Annotated in this window: 11 protein-coding genes; 5 read left to right on the top strand and 6 right to left on the bottom strand. The window is 47.2% G+C overall.

Going from position 1 to position 16903, the window contains the following annotated elements:
- Positions 1-175: 175 nt before the first annotated feature.
- From MHH50_RS30410 to MHH50_RS30385, 6 genes are all read right to left on the bottom strand, one after another.
- On the bottom strand, positions 176-2797 hold the full coding sequence (locus MHH50_RS30410) for a family 16 glycosylhydrolase (protein ID WP_340033822.1): 2622 nt from the start codon (positions 2795-2797) through the stop codon (positions 176-178).
- A 136-nt stretch (positions 2798-2933) separates the two neighbouring features.
- Positions 2934-4505 carry a response regulator gene (locus MHH50_RS30405; RefSeq protein WP_076181764.1) on the bottom strand — a complete coding sequence of 524 codons (1572 nt, stop codon included), beginning with the start codon at positions 4503-4505 and terminating at the stop codon, positions 2934-2936.
- A gap of 3 nt (positions 4506-4508) precedes the next feature.
- On the bottom strand, positions 4509-6347 hold the full coding sequence (locus MHH50_RS30400) for a histidine kinase (protein ID WP_076124271.1): 1839 nt from the start codon (positions 6345-6347) through the stop codon (positions 4509-4511).
- A 148-nt stretch (positions 6348-6495) separates the two neighbouring features.
- A complete protein-coding gene (locus MHH50_RS30395; protein ID WP_340033821.1) occupies positions 6496-8160 on the bottom strand; it encodes an extracellular solute-binding protein in 1665 nt (554 codons plus the stop codon).
- A 64-nt stretch (positions 8161-8224) separates the two neighbouring features.
- Positions 8225-9109 carry a carbohydrate ABC transporter permease gene (locus tag MHH50_RS30390; protein WP_038573901.1) on the bottom strand — a complete coding sequence of 295 codons (885 nt, stop codon included), beginning with the start codon at positions 9107-9109 and terminating at the stop codon, positions 8225-8227.
- Between the two features lie 18 nt (positions 9110-9127).
- The gene (locus tag MHH50_RS30385) at positions 9128-10048 is read right to left on the bottom strand and encodes an ABC transporter permease subunit (RefSeq protein ID WP_076124267.1); all 921 of its coding nucleotides are present in this window, start codon (positions 10046-10048) and stop codon (positions 9128-9130) included.
- Positions 10049-10196: 148 nt separating this feature from the next.
- Here MHH50_RS30385 and MHH50_RS30380 point away from each other — a divergent pair, with 148 nt between their 5' ends.
- From MHH50_RS30380 to MHH50_RS30360, 5 genes are all read left to right on the top strand, one after another.
- A complete protein-coding gene (locus MHH50_RS30380; RefSeq protein ID WP_340033820.1) occupies positions 10197-10940 on the top strand; it encodes a glycoside hydrolase family 16 protein in 744 nt (247 codons plus the stop codon).
- A gap of 120 nt (positions 10941-11060) precedes the next feature.
- A complete protein-coding gene (locus MHH50_RS30375; protein WP_076278218.1) occupies positions 11061-12443 on the top strand; it encodes an SMI1/KNR4 family protein in 1383 nt (460 codons plus the stop codon).
- Between the two features lie 271 nt (positions 12444-12714).
- Positions 12715-13755: an alcohol dehydrogenase catalytic domain-containing protein gene (locus MHH50_RS30370; protein ID WP_076124261.1), complete on the top strand. Its 1041-nt coding sequence runs from the start codon at positions 12715-12717 to the stop codon at positions 13753-13755.
- A gap of 36 nt (positions 13756-13791) precedes the next feature.
- Entirely contained in the window at positions 13792-15732 is a 1941-nt protein-coding gene (locus MHH50_RS30365; RefSeq protein WP_340033819.1) for an alpha-amylase, read from the top strand.
- 15 nt (positions 15733-15747) lie between these two features.
- Positions 15748-16884, top strand: a complete 1137-nt coding sequence (locus MHH50_RS30360) for an extracellular solute-binding protein (RefSeq protein ID WP_340033818.1) — start codon at positions 15748-15750, stop codon at positions 16882-16884.
- The last annotated feature ends 19 nt before the right edge of the window (positions 16885-16903 follow it).

Here is a 16903-nt window from a genome sequence, read left to right as displayed (position 1 = left end):
GCGAAGGTGCGGAAAGCGTCAGGTGATGAACTGACGGCCCATAATCATGAGGCTAGCTGAGCTTCCACCGAGGAGACCAGCAACACGGTAGAAACAACAAAATAGGCGAGAGGGAAGCTTCAACACTTCCTCCTCGCCTATTCGTGTTCATGCAGTTGCTTAGCGTTCAACTACTTTACTCTGGTGTTCCTTGGGTTACCCCATGGATATACGAGAGCGTTGGGGAATCGACGGCCCCTTGTCCCGGATTATAGGTGAAGGAGTACTCGATGGTATCCCCGTGTTGCAGGTGATTTACAGGGTAGGTATAGTTTCCGTTTCCTGCCGGGGTCATGGCTACGTTTAGCTGCCCACCGTTATTTAGCTTATAGTGTAAGTCGGCAAAGGTTGCGCCGTTCACATAGAACAGCAGGTCGTCACCTATTTTCTTCAGACCCCGCACCTCATCGCCGACGATGATAACACCGGATGATGATGCCGGTACAACAGTGATGGTGGAGAGGGCTGTTTTATTGCCGTCGGCTGTTGTAGCCGTTACGGTTGTTGTGCCTGGAGTGAGTCCCGTCACGAGACCGTTCGGATTCACGGAAGCGACGCTGGTACCTGATACGGTCCAAGTGACCTGCTTATTGGTTGCATTAGACGGGGCAATATTGGCGTTCAACTGCACAGTCTGTCCAACCTCCACCTGCGCAGTAGTTTGATTCAGAGAAATACCGGTAACTGGTACGTTTACCGGATTCTCGCTGTTGCCTTCTTTATAGACACGAACATAATCCACTTGCATTGCTGCAGGAATATCGGACGGATCTGGGGTTTGGCCGCTGTCGAAGTGCCCGCCGATCGCCAGATTCATAATGATGTAGAAGGGTTGATCGAATGGGGCATTCGGATTGTTAGGTGCAGCTACGGAATACCATTGATCTCTACTGACTTTAAAGAAGAACTTGCCGTCCACATACCATTTCATATTATCTTCTTCCCAGATCATGGAGTACACATGATAATCATTGGCGAAGGTCTGGCCTTCAGGGAAGTGATATTCACCAGCAATATATCTGTTTACAGGCCATTGTCCGCCAAAGTGTATGGCCCCGCTGGTCGTGCCGGGCAAGCGTCCTTTGGCTTCCATAATATCAATTTCTCCGGATGCGGCCCACGCTCCATAAGCGGCATCTTCCGGAAGCATCCAAAGCGCTGGCCAAACGCCGTTACCTGTAGGCAGCTTAGCACGAATATCTACTCTGCCGTACTGGAAGGACAAGTGATCTTTGGTGTTAATCTTGCCGGATGAGTACTGGGCATACCGGCTTGGGTCCTGTGGAAAGGATTTTGAATCGTTCAAAGCTCTGATATTCAGCTTTCCGTCCTGTACAAATACATTTTGTGTACTGTCTGTATAGTGCTGCAGTTCCGCGTTGCCCCAGCCCCAGCTATTCGGATCGTCAGTAATATAATAACCTTGTTCGTAGCTCCATTTGCTCGTATCGAGTGCTGTTCCGTTAAATTCATCCTGCCAAATGAGATTCATGCCCTCTATCGCCGGGTCGTTTGGTGTTCCGATGGCAATGTCATCATGATCGGATACATCCGGACGTGGGGCATCTGGATTACCGATAAAGGTATAGTTGACGTAATTGTTGCCGACACTTCCGCCCGCCTGTCCATTTAATGGATAGCCAATACGGATTTGCACATCCTCTTGGACGGGCTGGAACCAAAGCCCATAGATATAGTCAGCCCAATATCCCCACTGGTTGGCATCGGACATGTTGTTATAGCCATTGCCGGCGTATACAAATCCGCTTTGGCTGGAATCACTCATAGCAACCCATTGTCCGTTGATGTTAATTTGGTATACGTAATTTCCTAGCTCAGTGCCTATTGGAGCGCCCCCATCAATTTTGGGTAGCGGGACACCTATTACACCTTTTGCATCTGCGGTAAAGGTCGTTCCCTCATAAGGAGTTAAGACATATGAATTTCTTACAGGTTTATTAAAGGTGAGGGTATAAACGACGTTAGCCGTTGAGGTTTTCGATTCTAACTTGACGTTGATAGACTCTGTTACGGTGAACCAGTAGCCACCGCCGCCTTCGGTGAATTGTCCGAAGTTGTTATCGTAGATCCAGCCGCTGGCTGCATTATTGTCAATATCAATCCATGTACTGCTGCTTACAGGTTTTACATATACCTTCAGATCTTCAGCTACGGCTTCATAGGTAACGGCCGGATCATTGTTGAAGGTAGGATAAGTAAAGCCTGCACTTCCTGTAAATCCTGCTGTAATCTGCGGCCCTTGTGTAGGGGCCATAGCAGTAATGGTTGTTTTGTTTATGTTTTGAAATACCAGGGTGTACTCAAGTGTAACTCCATTAGCCTTGGAGAATAGCTGAATCTCCGTTGTTGTGGAGAGAGTGAACCAATAGCCATTCAAGCCACCGTCGCTCCAGTGTCCCCAATTTTGGTTGTAGGTATAGCCGCCTGCATTGTCAATATCCACCCAGTTTCCAGCAACTTTTACTTTTACACCGACGTCATCGGAAACATCATTCCAGGTGGCAGAGCCCCCATTAAATGTAGGCATGACGAAACCATAGCTAGCTTGCCCAACCCCTGATTTTGAGATGACAGGACCGTCTGCTGCTGAAAAGTAAGACATAGAGGTAACTGTGGTTCCTGCTGCCTGCACCTTTGAAGTCGGCAATAGGCCAACCCCAGCTAACAGTACTACTGCTAAGAACAAACTAAATACCTTCTGCTTAAAAGCACTCTCCGTATTGTAAAGTCGTTTCATACTTGCCCTCCTTTAATAAAATAATGAAGAAACGAAACCGCTTACATTTAGGGACATCTCTATCATATCGAATATAATAATCAGCTAAAAGGTACAATTATTTTTGTTCTAACCCAATTTTTTGGCTTTTGATTATTTATAGCGCTGTGTCACGGTACTTTTCCCCGCTGTCGTGCTTCCGGCGCATCATTTGCCGATATTCTGTGGGCTGCATATCCATGACATCCCGAAAGGATCGTGTAAAACTTTTGTAGCTTTCATACCCTACCATGGTGGCTACCTCTACAATTTTATGATCGGTTTCGGCCAGCAGCCGCCGGGCTTTATCCAGGCGCACATCGCGCAAGTATTCTGCAAAGCCTTTGCCGATATTTTTTTTGAACAGGTTAGAAAAATAGGCATAATTAAGCGACACGTGATTCGATACCATCGCGAGATCCAGGGGTTTATGATAGCTTTCGTGTATAAAGCGTATGGCTTCATTTAAATCTTGCGAGTTGCGATAGCTGCACTTATATTCATAATAAAATTGGTTCAGCCGAAGCAGCTGTTGTTGCAGCGCCTGAATATAATCGCGAATACCCGGATAATCGAATAGATTTCGTAAACATTCGATGTCCAGCGCTTCTTCCCCCATGTACGGGCGGATCACACGTACAGATTCCTCCAGCATCTGTACAATGGCACGGCATAGCTGCTGTGTGTATTGGATGTGATAGCGTTGCAATGTATCTTTGTGAAATATCATAGAAATGCCTTGGGTGATTGTACCGCTGTTTTTGGTGCCGATTAACTGAAACAGGGCGTATAACTCTTCATAGGGAAGCTCCCACTGCTGCTCCAGTCGCTCAATATGTGTTGGCAAGATGCAGCTCTTCTCTGGAAATAGGTAACTGTGGCGATAGAGCTCCAACGCTTGTGTATAGCTGCGGGGCAACTCCTTCAATCCTTGCTGCGGGCTGGTCATAGCAGTAATGGCATCTATTTGTCCTGCTTTGAGGGCGGCCGGGAAGGCTCCCGTATCTACGGCCGCATCAACCGCGAGAATCAGGTACGGGCGGTGTTGCAGGCATATACACCCTCGTCTGCCATACACTCGGTAGGCAAGGGATTCCATGCTGTGGCTACTGTCGGCCCCCGGTTGGTTAATCCATAATTCCTCCCGCAGCAGACACAGGCGGTAATTACTCCACAACTCTGGATTCTGTTGCTGGGTCTGGATAACCCACGCCTCATCAATCATTGCACCCTGCATGAACATACTCAGTTCCTTGCGGTCTGTCTCCCGGGCGCGGCGCGAGATATGCTCCATATTACGCGAGAGCGTCTGCCGTGTTTTTATCTCATTCGCTACATGTTCTACTGCGGTTTGCAGATCTTCACGTTTCACAGGTTTGAGCAGGTAGCCCTTTGCTCCAAGTTCGATGGCCTTTTGAGCATAGGCAAAATCACTATAGCCGCTAATAATCAGATAATCTACCTCGATGTGCTTCTGTTTACTCTGCGCCATCAGCGTCAGTCCATCCATATCGGGCATCCTGATATCAGTAATCACCAGTTGGATGTTGTGCTGACTCAATATATCCAAGGCCTCAATTCCGTTTACGGCACAGTAAATATTGTCCAGCTGGAGCGCAAATTGGCGCAGCATAGCCTGCAGCCCATCACGAATGTGCTTTTGATCGTCCACAATTAGAATATTGATCATGCCCTACCATCCTCCAAGATTCACATTTTCCCAAGGCAAACGTATGGTTACACAAGTATAGGCGCCCTGCACACTGTCAATCCAAAGACCGCAGTCCTTACCATAATGAAGCTGTATGCGCTTATGCACGTTCTCCAAGCCCAGTCCGTTTTTGCTGGTAACAATCGGTGAATCTGAGTCGCCCCGCAGCACAGCCTGCAGACTGGACAGCATTTCCGGGTCAATACCTGCGCCATCATCTCGTATCTCAATTAGCAGAAGGCTGTCATTTTCTACCGATACGGTAATTTGGATACTTACGCTGCCGCCCGAGGGCGCTGCATGATGAACGGCATTTTCGACGATGGGCTGCATGCACATTTTAGGGATTGTATAACGCAGTACCTCCTGCGGGAGATCCGCCGTCAACTCAATGCTGCCACCCTCCATAAAGTTTATGAATCGGACATAGCTGTGTATGTTGGCAAGTTCTTCGGTAAGCGCAACCGTATCGCTGCGCCATTGCATACTGTATCGCAGTTGTGAGCCTAAAGACACCAACGCTTCGGCGATAGCCGGCTGTCGCTGAACCTCCGCGAGCATACGGATGGATTCCAGCGCGTTATATAAAAAGTGTGAATTGATCTGCGAATGCAGCGAGTGCAGTTGTGCATTTTTGGCGATCAGCTGTTTATCTACCACTTGGGTCATCAGATGTTTGATTTCGTCCAACATATTATTGTAGCTGACGGCCACCTCGTCGATTTCGTCACCGGTTTCGTTTTTATCCAGGCCGGTATCAATTTTCGCATCCAGTTGGCCTTGCCGCACCTTGCGCATAGAAACCAGCACCCTGTCGAGCCGGCGGAAAATGCGCCGAGTGGTATGTGAAACGAGCAGTAACATCAGCAGCAATATACACAATGTGATCGCTACTACGAGCAAATACCAGCTTCGTGGGCCTTTCATCAGCGCTTGATGAGAGGCAATATCCACTACATAGGCGTTCAGTGGGGCGATGTAGCGATACAACGCGTAGTAAGTATGGTCGCCTACCTTTACCTTAATGGGGCTACTCTGCTGCAGCACATCCAACCGCTGGTGAATGCTGCCTAGAATTTTATCCAATTCTTCACCGGCATTTTGAGAAAAAATATGCTCAGGATTGTATACCGATCGGGAAGAGTCGGCTCCATCCATCACTACAGAAAAGAAATCCCCCCCGCTATCCTCAAGCAAGTCACTGAAAAAGACGCTATGCTGGGCGCGGATTTCCATAATGGTAGGGAGTTTCTGCTGTTGCCCCTGAAGACGTACCAACCGGTAATAGGATAGCGTATGCTCTCCATCTTTAAAAGCAAATAAGCGGTATGCCGCACCGCCTTCCTCCCGAAGTGTCACCCAGTAGTCCTTCGGCCAGAACTTGTCATAATGGTAGATTTCAGGCCAAATCTCAAATAGGTTTGGATTATCGACATAGAAACTGAGCTCGCTGATCATCTCGTAGCTTTGAATGATATTATGCATTTGCTCAAATTGATTTTGTCTAAATTTTACGAGACGCAGGCCATCCCCGCGCATATTGGAGTGAATAAAATCTACAAATGCCTTTTGATTCAGCGCAGTAGAGGAAGCGTTCTCAAGAATGCCCATTTTGCTGCGCAGCTGTTCGTTAATTCTTGAAACATGGCTGCTGCCGGTAGCCATAGCGTCCTTGTATAGCTGACTTTCCTGTGTGCGGATAAATAAAAAGGATACCACAATCGCAGGGATGGCAATCATCATGCTAAAGGCCAAAAACAATTTTTGGGAGATGCGGGAATTACGGTACAGCTTCTTCATTTTAGTCAGCAGATACTTCATTTAAGTAGCCTCCTACCCTTGTAATATACCATATATTACAAACTGCCCGGTAGGTAACTAGGCTGTTTTGTTAAATGGTTAAAAGAAGCGAAAAAGGGAATACCGGCCACCCTTTCGGTGGCCGGCAGCAATCTTAATACGGGCATTATTACTCTGCCATTTTGGATTTTCGCACATTCAGTTCAGCCTGGCGGTATTCCATCACCTTGCCAAAGCTGTAATTCTCGCGGCGGTCAAGGAAATTGTCGAAGATTTTATCAAATTCAGCCTCATTCTTGGCTGTAATTAGCTCAGGGAGTACTTCCTCCCAATTTTGCGAAATACGGGACCAGGCTACCGACACATCAGAATCGCCCTGTGGATCTAAGCCCTTATAGATACCGCTATCAATATCGGCCTGCTTATTGGCGAAGTCTTCCATTTGCTTAATGACAGGAGATTTCTCCGGTCTCCACTGGTTGACGATTACAGGGTTTCGCATCATCCAATAGGTATCCATGATGCCGTATTCTTTCTCCAGCTTCTCAATATCAGTGTCGAGTAATTTTACCATTTCAGGCTTCAGTTGCGGCTTGCCATCTACCATCTCCCATGTTTCGCCTTCCTTGCCAAGGAACAAATCTCGCTGGCCTTCTTCGCTGGCCAGATAGGTCAAAAAGCGGATGGCTCGTTCAGGGTTTTCGGTTGATTTGCTAATCATCGTCACCATCCAGCCGTCCATGTTGCCAGGGAATAACTTAGGGTTATCGCCCTTGCTGTTCTTTGGCCCATCGACTGCGATGTAGTAAGAGTCCGGGTTGCCGCTAGCAGCCAGCATAGGATTGACAGCCGACATACCGGTCCACTCACGGACCATCATGAAATAGCGGGCGTTGTTTGTTTTTTCCTCTACCTGAGTATCGGAATCCACCAGGAAATCCACATTAATCAACCCGCGCTCGTAAGCCGTACGGAAGGTTTTTAGCCAGGCAATATAATCGGGATCGGTAATGCGGTCGTATACTTTTCCGTCTTTCTCATGCGGTACGGCCAGTAGGTTCTGCAGATATTCGGTCATCCCGTAAGGGACGTTCCCTTGTGCAAAAAAGGGACTGATGGGCTGGCCTTTATATTGGGAGTACTTATCCTTTACCAGTTGCAGTGCGTTCAGAAAGCCCTCTGGAGTGCTAAGGTTCGGGCTGCCCATCTCTTCATACAAATCTTTTCGCACCAGGAAAGTCTGGTTGGCGGCCGTCATGCCAGTTTCATGCATCAGGTTGGGGCTATATGAATCATTCGGAACGCCATAGGTATTGCCATTTTCTTGACGATACCACTTCAGTGTACCGTCCCCGGCCACCTTGAAGAAGTAAGGGTCATACTTGTCAGCTAATTCATTTAAGGCGTAGACATGATCGCCTTCCCACAGCTTTTTGACAGCGGTTTCCCACGAACCCATTGATATCAAGTCTGGCAGCTTGCCCGAGGTCATCATTAGGGTAATATGCTCATTCGCTTCCCCGGAAGGTACCTCAAGCTTGATGTTTACGCCTGTTTTTTCCGTTACGTACTTGGAGGTCAAGCTGTCTCCCCAAGTGTGGGCATACCAGTTAGCACCTACGAACCAGGTCAAATCAACAGGGCTGGTATCCAGCTTCCATGCCGGATCATCGGAATTGAGCTTTGCTTCACTCTGCGGCGGCTGTGTACTATCTGTAGGCTGTGGTGTTGGCTTATTTTCACTATTCGCTGAATTGGAACACGCGGCTATGCCTAGCATCAGGCTTGCGGCCAGAACGAGGGTCAACCCCGGCTTAATCAGATTGCGTTTCATGACATTATCATCCTTTCTTTGCTGCTTCTGAATTTTGTATACCAGTTTCTAGACACTCACACTCTTATCCCTTAATGGCGCCAATCATCACGCCTTTGACCAGATAGCGTTGAATGAAAGGATAGACTATCAGAATAGGCAGTGTGGCCACCATCATGGATGCAAATTTAATAGAGTTGCCGGGAAGTCTTGCGCCGAATTGCGCCATAGCTTGCTGCTGCATGAAGGACATAGAGTTCTCCGCAATGATTTTGTACAGCATGGTCTGCAGTGGCAGTAATTCCTGCGAACGGATGTAGATGACCCCCTGGTAATAATCATTCCAATGATAAACGGCTGAAAAAAGCGATATAGTCGCAATGACAGCCATGCTATTGGGCAATACGATTCTGAACAGGACACCATAGTCTGAAGCACCGTCTACTTTCGCAGATTCCTCCAGGCTGTCAGGTATGGTGCGGAAGAAGCTCATGAAAATGACCATATTAAAAAAAGTGTACATGGAGGGAATGATGAATATCCAAAAATTATCATATAATCCCAGCTTCGTCATCAGAATAAATGTAGGGATCAGCCCGCCTGAGAACAGCATCGTAACCAATGCGATTTTAAGATACAGCTTGCGTCCGATTAGATTAGACTTGCTCATTCCGTAAGCAATAATGGCGGTAAACAACACATGCGTTGCTGTCCCGATCACTGTGCGCAGAGTGGTAATGTAAAAACCGTTCATCATTGTCTTATCATTGAACACAACGCTATAGCTGGCCAGCGATAATTCTTTGGGAAACCAGTTGACGGTGCCCAGGGATGCCTGCTGCGGCGCGTTAAGCGAGTTAATGAATACAAACCACATCGGGTACAGTGTTAAAAAGCAAACCGCCAGCATCAGCAGGGTGTTGCAGACCTCAAATACTCCAATTTGCCGAAATCTTTTGCGTCTTTCCATACCTCTGTCCTCTCCTTTCTAAAAAATGCTGTCGCCGGTTAGTTTTTTGGATGTGTGATTGGCCAAAAACAACAAACCTAGCGCCACAATAGAGCGGGCGAACAGGACGGCTGTTGAGAAGGAATGGCGCCCGGAGACCAACCCCATGTTGTAGATATACAAGTCTAGGCTTTCCGCCATCCTCATGTTCATATTGTTCTTCAACATAAAGATCTGCTCAAAGTTACTGCCAAGTATCCCGCTGACAGCGAGGATGAACAAAATAGCGATGGTGGGGCGTATGCTCTGAATGGTGATATGCCACATCCGCTGCCGCCGGTTTGCGCCATCCAGCTCAGCCGCTTCGTACAGCCCCGGATCAATGCCGGATATTGCCGCTATGTAGATAATGGCGCTCCAGCCGGTTTCTTTTAACGTATCGGTGAAAAAGGTGATCCACCAAAAGTACTTAGGGTCGCTGTTAAACAGGATTTCGCGTTCCTGGAGCCCGATCGCCATCATCAACTGATTGATCACACCGCCCTCGCCCAGCCAATTGAGCGCAATGCCGCCAAAAATCGTCCAGGCAATAAAGTGCGGCAGGTACGAAATGGTTTGTACCGTTCGCTTAAATCGAAGGCTCCGTATTTCATTCAGCAGCAAGGCAAACAAGATAGGAATGGGAAAACCCAGGACCAGCTTGATGCTGCTCATCCCCAGAGTATTGCGAATCGAACGCCAAAAACGCTCATCCGTCAAAAAATCCTGAAAATGCTTCAGCCCGACAAACGGTGATTCTAGTAAGGGTTTGGCGATGCTGTAGTCCATAAATGCAATAATGAGCCAAAACATAGGGATATAACAAAAGATAAACATCCAGATGATTCCCGGGATAACCATGCTTTGCAATTGCCACTGCTTAAAAAGCGCTTTCATTTGTTCCGTTCTGTATTGGAACATTTTCCGTGCCCCCTTTCTATTTCATCGTATGAAAAAGCGTATAGGAAAAAAAGCCCATGATTATCGACCCTATCCCATTTTTTTAGATTTGTTTGACCAGCCGCAAAAATTAAGTATGCTGTGATTAAATGAAGGGAGTGTGCAAAGGATGAATAAACCTATATGGGAACAGAATTTCTTAGATAGAAATGCCGATTTGAAGCTATGGAATATCCGCCTTGGCAACGACTTATTAGATAATGAAGGTAATCCCATAGACCCAGGTTGGGGCAACGGAGAGCAGCAGTATTACACGGATCATTCCAGCAATCTGTATATCGATGAATTTGGCTTAAATCTGTGCGCACGCAGTGAATCCATTGGAAAGGATGGGCGCAATTTTGCATATACCTCGGCTCGTTTGGATACAAAGGACCATTTTTCCTTTTGCTATGGGAAGTTAGTTGTGCGTGCAAAGCTGCCGGTGGGGCAAGGGGTTTGGCCTGCCATCTGGTTGCTTCCGCAGGAACAGGCTTACAGACCTTGGCCAGCTTCCGGCGAGATTGATATCATGGAAGCCAAAGGCCGCTTGCCTCAGCAAATATCCGGAACACTGCACTACGGAAAGGATTGGGAACATCAAATCGTCGAGGAGTTCTCACACCATTTTGAAAGCGGAACCATTAATGAATTTCATGATTATGCACTGGAATGGACCGCCAGTTCGATTCGATGGGTGGTAGACGGACATTGCTTTGCCGAGCGCTGCTTGGAGCCAGGGGTTATGCCCTTTAACGAGTCATTTTATCTGGTGCTGAACCTTGCAGTGGGCGGCTGGTATGACAATGTAGCGGTTGATGAGGCTGCACTGCCAGCGGTGATGACGGTTTCAGGGATATGGCTGTACCCATAATTAAGAATCTTTGTGAGGCTCTATTATCGATTTTCAATACCTACATCCCATCTGGTAGAATAGGGAAAACCATATTTCTCTATATTCTAGTAACTTGATTATAAGCTTGGGAGGTAGACCATGGACAAAGAACTAATCGCACAGCTGACACAGTGGCATGAAGATGATGAACACCAGAAGATTGTAGACACTCTGATGGAGATTCCTCCAGCGGACAGAGATTACGAGATGGTCAGCAGTCTGGCAAGAGCGTATAACAATTTGGAACGTTATGAAGAAGCCCTTGAACACTTCGCGAAGATTGCGGAACAAGGGCAGAATGATTATCTGTGGCATTTTCGTGTGGGATATTCCTACTATTATTTGAATCGATATGAGGAAGCGGTGAGAGTGCTGGGTATTGCCCATGACCTCGATCCGGATGATGAGAATACGGCCATGTTTCTGAAATTCAGCCAGCGTAAGCTACGCAAAGAACAACACGCCGCAGCCAGACAGGCAATCAGAGAGCAATATAATGATTCGGGGACGACTGCAACTCCTTTTGAAGGGATGGACCTCTCCGAATTTTGGAAAGATAGTGATTATGCGCTAAAAGAATATGTTTCGGCCCCGCCTACGGATGAGCTGATTGCTTCTGTAGAAGAAGAACTGGGTTACAAGCTTCCTGCCTCTTATATCAGTCTGATGAAGCAGCACAATGGGGGAGTGCCTTATAATACCTGTTTTCCTACGGAGGATGCGACCTCATGGGCTGAGGATCATATTGCGATTACGGGCATTATGGGCATCGGACGTGAGAAAAGCTATTCACTCTGCGGCGATCTCGGCAGTCCGTTTATGATTGAGGAGTGGGGATACCCTGACATTGGCGTGGTAATTTGCGATTGCCCTTCGGCAGGTCATGATGTCGTGATGCTGGATTACCGGAATTGCGGGAAGGACGGTGAACCCGAGGTGATTCATGTGGATCAGGAAGATAATTATGAGATTACATTTCTGGCCCCAGACTTCGAGACGTTTATACGCGGCCTGGTGAGTGATGAAGAATACGACACCTCTGAAGAAGATAAAGAGGAGGATTTGCGCAAAGTAGCCGTAGGCCAATTCTCACCATTGCTTGCGAAGCTGTGCAGCCATGTGTCTGAAGTAGATCAGCTTGAGCAGAAGATCCGTAAAGTATGTACCCGAATCGTTGAAGAGAAGGGACACTTCTCCTTTCATGCGGATGAGCTTTCTACTCTGATGTATGATGTGCAGTTCTGGCTATACACAAGCTCTTATCCAAATACGAGCCGTCAACAATATCTGGATGTATATGAAGAAATGATTGCTTTTGGCGGCGAGTTCGGCCAAGGCGGGTATGCTCCCGGCTGGATCAGCGATTGGCTGGATGGCCGAATACGGGAAGGACTGATCGTTCAGGAAAACGGGGTGCTTAGCTTCACAGATCAAGCCCGCTCAGAGGTCATTGCACGGCTGGAAGCGGAAGCTGCAAAATAGGAGACGTTGATGCGGGATTTATTCCCGTGCGGAGCTCGATTGATCACGATAGTATTCAAGGGTCATCCCACAAGGGATGGCCCTTAAACTTGCCGTTTGAGACAGTGCACTCCGCATAATAAGCGAAAGAAAATTAAAGCGCTTACTCGTGAGTGTTTATTAAAAAATGTAATTATTAACATTTTTCGACAACATTCACCTTACTTTTACATGGTAGTTATGATATATTCTGGGCGAATATGGATAACAAAAAAGTGAAAGGGGAATGAGTATGGAAGCGTTGGTGTGGACATCCAATCATAAGCTGGAGCTCTGCGAATGGGAAGAGCCGCAGATTGCAGCACCGGATGAAGTCAAGATCCGGATTGAGATGACAGGTGTATGTGGAACAGATTTAGCAGTCATAACTGGGAAAGAGGAGGGGGTTCCAGGCGTCATTCGTGGTCATGAGGCAGTAGGGACTGTAATCCAAATCGGCAGCAACGTTGACCGTGTTAAGGTAGGCGACCGCGTAGTTATCGATCCGAATCAAAGCTGTGATGAATGCTATTTTTGCTTGAAGAAACAGCCGCACCTCTGTACGGGCATCGATGGAAATGGGATGCCTATTGCGGGTTTGAATCGAAATGGGACATTCACTTTTTTTTACTCAACTGCACAAACGTTTGCACACCGTCTTCCCGATCATATGAGCTGGGAGACGGGGGTTTTGATTGAGCCGCTTGCCTGTGTACTGCACAATTTCAAAGAAGCTAATGTCACAGCAGACGACAAGGTACTCATTCTTGGATCGGGTCCAATGGGACTGTTAAGCCAAATTGTGAGCAAGTCGAAATCTGCGCTCACGGTAGCGACTGAAGTTAATCCCTTTCGGCTAGCTTTTGCCAAAGAGATCTCAGATTTTGCTCTAACCCCTGCCCAATTAAATCAAGCTACCGTAGACAAAATCTGTGCGGGACATAAGTTTGATGTGATTATCGATACGGTGGGCACTCAACTCGAAATGGCGGAAAAGTGGATTGAACGTGGAGGCCGCATCGTTCCTTTTGGTATTAATGCGAAGTATCGCTACACCTTTTCCCCTACCAAATTCGTGCAGCATGCAATAAAAATTATAGCAGCAGGTGAATACCGCTACATGTTCGAGGAAGCTTTGCGGTTTGCCGCTGAAACTCCTGAAATGGAGAAACTAGTAACTAGAAAAGTTAAGCTCAGTCAGCATGAAGCAGCGATAGATGAGTTAATCGGCTATGAATTGAACTCTTTGAAGGTGGTTGGGAGTGAAACCGTAAAGACGGTTTTTGTTCCCTAAACGTAAGACTACAATCAATGAGAGGTGGCACTGTTGATGAGCAATGATAGCAAATTCAGATTAATTCAAGATTACTTGTCTACACAAAAGGCCAAAGAGGTAGAGCCAATTTGGATACCCGCAGTGTGGAATGAGTGCCAATATGAACGTGTTCTCTTAGAAAAAGAGGGTGAAATTTGTGTACACCCGTATGATTTTTTGACTGATCATTTGAATTATGTGGACAGGCTTTCGTGGAGATATCTGCTTAAGGAACGCATAAATCTGGACGATAGCGCGATCTATTCTTCGCTTATTCGCTATTCTACGGCTTGGGATTATAACCATGACGGAAAAATTGAATCGGGTACTTTTTTAAGATTCTTTATTCTTCTGCCTCTGCTAAAGAAAATGGGCATCAATATTCTGTACATGCTTCCAGTTAACCAGTACAGCAAGTTGAATCTGAAGGGGGATATTGGGTCCCCTTACGCAGTGCAATCGTTATTCCATTTGGACGAGAACCTGCACGATAGCCTATTGGATGATATGGAGGAGTTTACGATCCACGATGAGCTCAGCGCTTTGGTAGAGGCTTGTCATTTACTTGATATTAAGACTGTTGTTGATTTCATTCCCCGTGTGACGGCGAAAAACAGTGTGTTCATTACCGAGCATCCTGAATGGGTGTATTGGATCAAAATGGACGAATTAGAAGGCTTTGCGCCGCCCGCAATTCCCCAGCTTGGATTTTTTGAGGAGTGTACGCCGGACAAATTGGAGACGGTCTACCGCAGCCAGGAGACAGCAGTATTTCTGCGGAAGTTCACGCCACCGCCCAATGAACTCCATCCAATCCTTTGGCAGCACTTAAAGGAGAAAGCTGCTAAAACTGGAGATGAGCTATTAACTTTGGTGGAGCAAGAGATGGGGATAACGACTGCTCCAGCGCATTCGGATTGGATAAATGATGTGCAGCCGATTTGGACAGACATTACGTTCTTACGCCTCTACAAGGATTTCTCTCCGCAAGTGAGACATCTTATAAGTCCGGATCAGGCGCCATATGTCCTTTTTGATACGATTAAATGTAATGACTACCCGGGAGAGCAGCCGAATCTGGAGCTGTGGGATGTTCTGGAGGAGGCAGTACGGGTTAATCTCGAAAAATATGGGATTGACGGCTTCCGCATCGACATCGGACACGTGCTTCCTATTCCGTTGTTGACTCGTATTTTTGACACGATTAAAGAGATGAATCCAAATGCGATCTTAATCAGCGAAGATTTGTTCAATCGCAACCACAAGAAGGCAGCAAACACCGGCTATAACATTATGCTTGGCAGTGGGTGGAACGTCATGACACAAATTACTAAAGACAATCTCGTTTCATTCTTAGAAGAGCTGCCTGAGTTGAATATTCATGTGTTTGCCTGTGCAGAAACAGCAGATACTCCTCGGATCACCAGCCGTGGCGGTGTTGAGGTTGCTCGGATGATTGCGGTATTTAATCAATTTCTTCCGAACGCAATTCCATACGTGACGACGGGTTATGAAATGAATGAGGAGCAGCCGCTCAACTGTGGTCTTGGAGACAACACGAACGGAGAGGAGATTTCCCGAGCTTTTTTTAACGTCATGCAAATTAATTGGACCAATCCTACACCGATGCTGCCGCTGTTGGCGGAGCTAAGTGAACTCAAGAGAGATTGGCGCCACCTAGTGAAGCCGGAAAACTTTTTCGTGGCTCAATCCCCGGAAGGTATTGTTCTGTATGGGTATATGCATGGAGATGAAACGCTGCTGTGCTGCTTTAACTTGAGTGCTGCTGCTTTCTGCCAAGTTGATTTGAAGGTTGCCGTACCTGGCCGATGCCCAATGATGGTAACACTGGATAGTTCCTTAACGGGTAGCAGCGTAGGTCAGGCGTTCGATTGCTTGCTGCTTGCGCCTAATCAGGCTTTAGTGCTCGTAAACAGTCATAGACAATTTAGGTAAGGGAGAGAGGCTGCAATGGAAAAGAACAATAAGGAAGTCGTGGTATGGCATGAGTTTGATGGTCCGGGAGATACCTCGATTGAGGTGCTGGAGGGAATTTGTAAGCTGTATACTGAGCGCTTTGGGGTACAAATTACGCCACAAGTCATGAATATTACGGAGCTGACTGCGCGCCTGAACCAAATTAAGGACACCCAGCAAGGTCCGCATCTGGCGATGGTTCCTGCCGACATGTCCTCCTATGTTGAGAACGGTCTTTACTCCGAAGTGCCAGGCGGGCTATTTGGCGATACGCTGACTGAGGGTGCCCTTTCAACGATGCAAATGAATGGTGTTCAGTATGGTATCCCAGTATTGCGGGGCAATCATCTGGTTGTGTATTACAACCCGTCGATTTACCCTAGTGCGCCGACGACATGGGACGTGTTCGAAGAGGCAGCAGAAAGGTTATCCGCCCAAGGTATCGTACCGATTGGAGCAGACTTACAGCAAGGCTATTGGTTTATTCCGTTCCTTACAGCTTTCGGCGGCTGGCCTGTACAGAATGGAAAGCCGAATATCGTCACCTCTGAAATGAAGCAGGCGCTTCAGTTTATTAGCGACAAGATGGATCAAGGCGTGCTCGTTAGTCTCGACGGCTCGACAGGACTGCTTGAGCAGTTCATTGACGGTAAGATCGGCGCCATTATTTGTGGCGAGTGGATTTATAACCATCTAGATAAGCATATGAACAATAGGCTTGCGGTTTGCCAGCTTCCGAGCATCGAAGGGCGGCAATCGTTATCCATGTCTTCTTCTATCGGCCTGATCTACCCTAATCATTCATTAACGTCCGAGGAGCGGGAAGATATTTTATCATTCACGCGCTTTATGCTGAGTGACGAATGCCAATCGATGTGGACGCTGGGTGTACAGCGGATTCCGGCTCAGGAAGAGGTGCTGAACCGTCTAGCTGCCTCTGCTGCGCCTAACAAAAAGATGATTTTATCGCTTCTAGATCATTCACGGCCGATGCCGACTTATCCCTTCATGATCCATGTATGGGAGGCGTTAAATGCGGGTCTTATCGAGCTGCCCTTGAGCAATCCTGAACAAGCATTGAACAAAATAGAACAGACTATTCAAGCCTCTTGGGGCGCATTTAAAAGCTAATTAGAGATGGGGAGAGCCA

Source organism: Paenibacillus sp. FSL H3-0302 (assembly GCF_037982245.1).
In the GTDB taxonomy this organism is placed as follows: Bacteria; Bacillota; Bacilli; order Paenibacillales; family Paenibacillaceae; genus Paenibacillus_AQ; species Paenibacillus_AQ odorifer.
This window is presented reverse-complemented; position numbering and strand designations above follow the sequence as displayed.

Bases quoted from the DNA above. Each gene is read 5' to 3' on its own strand.
- MHH50_RS30410 (WP_340033822.1), bottom strand. From the start codon at position 2,797: ATGAAACGACTTTACAATACGGAGAGTGCTTTTAAGCAGAAGGTATTT.
- MHH50_RS30405 (WP_076181764.1), bottom strand. From the start codon at position 4,505: ATGATCAATATTCTAATTGTGGACGATCAAAAGCACATTCGTGATGGG.
- MHH50_RS30400 (WP_076124271.1), bottom strand. From the start codon at position 6,347: ATGAAGTATCTGCTGACTAAAATGAAGAAGCTGTACCGTAATTCCCGC.
- MHH50_RS30395 (WP_340033821.1), bottom strand. From the start codon at position 8,160: ATGAAACGCAATCTGATTAAGCCGGGGTTGACCCTCGTTCTGGCCGCA.
- MHH50_RS30390 (WP_038573901.1), bottom strand. From the start codon at position 9,109: ATGGAAAGACGCAAAAGATTTCGGCAAATTGGAGTATTTGAGGTCTGC.
- MHH50_RS30385 (WP_076124267.1), bottom strand. From the start codon at position 10,048: ATGTTCCAATACAGAACGGAACAAATGAAAGCGCTTTTTAAGCAGTGG.
- MHH50_RS30380 (WP_340033820.1), top strand. From the start codon at position 10,197: ATGAATAAACCTATATGGGAACAGAATTTCTTAGATAGAAATGCCGAT.
- MHH50_RS30375 (WP_076278218.1), top strand. From the start codon at position 11,061: ATGGACAAAGAACTAATCGCACAGCTGACACAGTGGCATGAAGATGAT.
- MHH50_RS30370 (WP_076124261.1), top strand. From the start codon at position 12,715: ATGGAAGCGTTGGTGTGGACATCCAATCATAAGCTGGAGCTCTGCGAA.
- MHH50_RS30365 (WP_340033819.1), top strand. From the start codon at position 13,792: ATGAGCAATGATAGCAAATTCAGATTAATTCAAGATTACTTGTCTACA.
- MHH50_RS30360 (WP_340033818.1), top strand. From the start codon at position 15,748: ATGGAAAAGAACAATAAGGAAGTCGTGGTATGGCATGAGTTTGATGGT.